We start from the raw sequence: 3,032 nt of genomic DNA on the forward strand, positions 1-3,032 counted from the left end.
GCCACATGCAGGTTGTTGGTGATGATCTTCAGGTGGCTGTGGTTGAGCAGCGCCCGAGCAATGGATTCGGTGGTGGTGCCGATATTGATGAACAGCGAGGCGTGATCGGGAATCTGCGCCGCAATGGCTTCGCCGATACGCTGCTTTTCATCGCGCATCTGATCGGCGCGCATGGCGTAGGCGGTGTTTTCGACGCTGGAGTCGTAGGCTGCGCCGCCGTGATAGCGACGCAACAGATTCACTTCCGCCAATTGATTGATATCGCGGCGGATGGTTTGCGGTGTAACGACGAACAGCTGGGCCATTTCCTCGATGCTGACATAGCCGCGTTCGCGGACCAGTTCAAGGATTTGCTGCTGACGGGGAGGCAGATTCATGGGGCTTCCTTTGGGCTGCCGTGCAAAATTTGCCCATGATGCCGCAGGAATCCGCTCCCTACCAGTTACAACCGGATACGAGTCCGGTCCGTGGCTTATTCAGCGCCTTCGTGCGGTTCCCAATCGCGAGTGCGGCTGACGGCTTTTTTCCAGCCAGCGTAGAGTTTTTCCTTCGCGGTTTCGTCCAGCGCCGGTTCGAACTCGCGCTCGATCACCGCCTTGCCGCGCAACTCGTCCAGGCTGCCCCAGAAACCGCAGGCCAAACCCGCCAGGTAAGCGGCGCCCAACGCGGTGGTTTCGCGCATTTTCGGGCGCTCGACTTGAGTGCCGAGGATGTCGGCCTGGAATTGCATCAGGAAATTGTTCGCCACTGCACCGCCGTCCACGCGCAGGGCTTTCAGGCGTTCGCCGGAATCCTGCTGCATGGCGTCCAGAACGTCGCGGGTCTGGTAGGCAATCGACTCAAGCGCGGCACGAATGATGTGATCCACGCGTACGCCACGGGTCAGGCCGAACAACGCGCCACGGGCATACGGGTCCCAGTACGGAGCGCCCAGGCCGGTGAAGGCCGGCACCAGGTACACGCCGTTGCTGTCCTTGACCTTGTTGGCGAAGTATTCGGTGTCGTGGGCGTCGTTGATGATTTTCAACTCGTCACGCAGCCACTGCACGGTGGAGCCACCGTTGAACACCGCGCCTTCCAGCGCATAGGCCACTTCGCCACGCGGGCCGCAAGCGATGGTGGTCAGCATGCCGTGCTTGGACTTCACCGCTTTGTCGCCGGTGTTCATCAGCAGGAAGCAACCGGTGCCGTAGGTGTTTTTCGCCTGGCCTGGCTCGACGCACATTTGGCCGAACAGGGCGGCCTGCTGGTCGCCGGCGATACCGCCAATGGCGATGCCGCTTTTGGTGTGGCCGTAGATTTCGGACGAGGACTTAACTTCCGGCAGCATCTCGCGCGGGATGTCGAGGACGTCCAGCATCTTCGCGTCCCACTCCAGCGTGTGGATGTTGAAGAGCATGGTGCGCGAGGCGTTGGTGTAGTCGGTGACGTGCACCTTGCCGCCGGTAAATTTCCAGATCAGCCAGCTGTCTACGGTGCCGAACAGCAGTTCACCCTTGCGCGCCCGCTCACGGCTGCCTTCGACATTGTCGAGGATCCACTTGAGCTTGGTGCCGGAGAAGTACGGGTCGGTGACCAGGCCCGTGGTGTCGCTGATGTATTGCTCGTGGCCGTCGCGCTTAAGCTGCTGGCAGATTTCGGTGCTGCGGCGGCACTGCCAGACGATCGCGTTGTAGATCGGGCGGCCAGTGGTCTTGTCCCAGACCACGGTGGTTTCGCGCTGGTTGGTGATGCCGATGGCCGCGACCTGGTCGTGATGCAGGCCGGCTTGAGCCAGGGCCTCGACCATCACGGCGCTCTGGGTGGCGAAGATTTCCATCGGGTCGTGTTCGACCCAACCGGCTTGCGGGTAATGCTGTGCGAATTCACGCTGGGCGGTGCAAACCACGTTCGCGTCGCGATCGAAAATGATCGCGCGGGAGCTGGTCGTACCCTGATCGAGGGCAATGATGTAGTTCTTATTCTGAATGTCGGTCATGTCGATTGCCTTGGACGAAATAAGGAAGTGAAGTCAGGCGCGGGATCAAAATGGGCAGGATCACGCGCCAACGGTTTCAAGACGTTCTTGGTTTGCCGTCAATGGCCAGTGCTGCGTCCTTTGTAGCAGGTATGGCGCTGGGCAGATGACGGGCAATCAGCCCGCGATAAGCTGCAGCACCGAGACAGGCACCGACAATCGGTGCAAAAACCGGAATCAGGAAGTACGGGATATCGCGTCCGCCAGTGAAGGAAATTTCACCCCAGCCTGCAAAGAAAGTCATCAGTTTAGGACCGAAGTCGCGGGCCGGGTTCATCGCGAAACCGGTCAGCGGCCCCATCGAGCTGCCGATCACGGCAATCAGCAGGCCGATCAACAACGGCGCCAGCGGTCCTTTGGGCAGGCCATTGTTGTCGTCGGTGAGCGACATGATCACGCCCATCAGAATGGCGGTGATGATCACTTCAACCAGAAAGGCCTGGCCCGTGGACAGGGCAGGGTTCGGGAAAGTGGAGAACACCGAGGCCAATTCAAGGCTGGCTTCGGTGCCACGAACCATTTGGTGAGTTTGTTCGAAATCGAAGAACAGGTTGCTGTACAGCGTGTAAACCAACAATGCCCCGCAGAAGGCACCGGCGACCTGGGAGAAGATATAGAAAGGCAGTTTGCGCTTTTCGAAGTCAGCGAAAATGCTCAGCGCGATACTCACGGCAGGGTTGAGGTGCGCACCGGAAACACCGGCGGTGAGGTAGATCGCCATGCTGACGCCAACCCCCCAGATGATGCTGATTTCCCACAACCCGAAGCTGGCACCCGCCACCTTGAGCGCGGCAACGCAGCCGGTACCGAAAAAGATCAGCAGTGCAGTACCCAGAAACTCGGCCATGCATTGGCTCGAGAGCGACGGTTGTTGTAACGCAGTTGTCATTGAAAACCTCGTTTTTGTTGTTGTCTGGCGCTTTTCCATCGAGGTCAAAGCGCGATTTTCACCGAGGCAGGATCCCCATCCTGTGCTCGGCTTACTGCCGGGTGCTGCGGTGAGACGTTCGTGCTG

Annotated in this window: 3 protein-coding genes; all 3 read right to left on the reverse strand. The window is 59.6% G+C overall.

All coding sequences use genetic code 11. The annotated features are described in order from the left end of the window. The coding region (locus tag AC1DLB_RS26365) for a DeoR/GlpR family DNA-binding transcription regulator (RefSeq protein ID WP_477785945.1) at positions 1-377 on the reverse strand (377 nt) is incomplete at its 3' end. Between the two features lie 95 nt (positions 378-472). After that, positions 473-1,978, reverse strand: a complete 1,506-nt coding sequence (gene glpK, locus AC1DLB_RS26370; RefSeq protein ID WP_018926616.1) for a glycerol kinase GlpK — start codon at positions 1,976-1,978, stop codon at positions 473-475. A 76-nt stretch (positions 1,979-2,054) separates the two neighbouring features. Then, positions 2,055-2,906: an MIP/aquaporin family protein gene (locus tag AC1DLB_RS26375; protein ID WP_019581559.1), complete on the reverse strand. Its 852-nt coding sequence runs from the start codon at positions 2,904-2,906 to the stop codon at positions 2,055-2,057. Positions 2,907-3,032 lie beyond the last annotated feature (126 nt).

The sequence above is a fragment of the Pseudomonas sp. 05N434 genome, from assembly GCF_056396965.1.

Excerpts from the sequence above, each read along its gene's own strand:
- glpK (WP_018926616.1), bottom strand. The coding sequence starts at position 1,978 with ATGACCGACATTCAGAATAAGAACTACATCATTGCCCTCGATCAGGGT.
- AC1DLB_RS26375 (WP_019581559.1), bottom strand. The coding sequence starts at position 2,906 with ATGACAACTGCGTTACAACAACCGTCGCTCTCGAGCCAATGCATGGCC.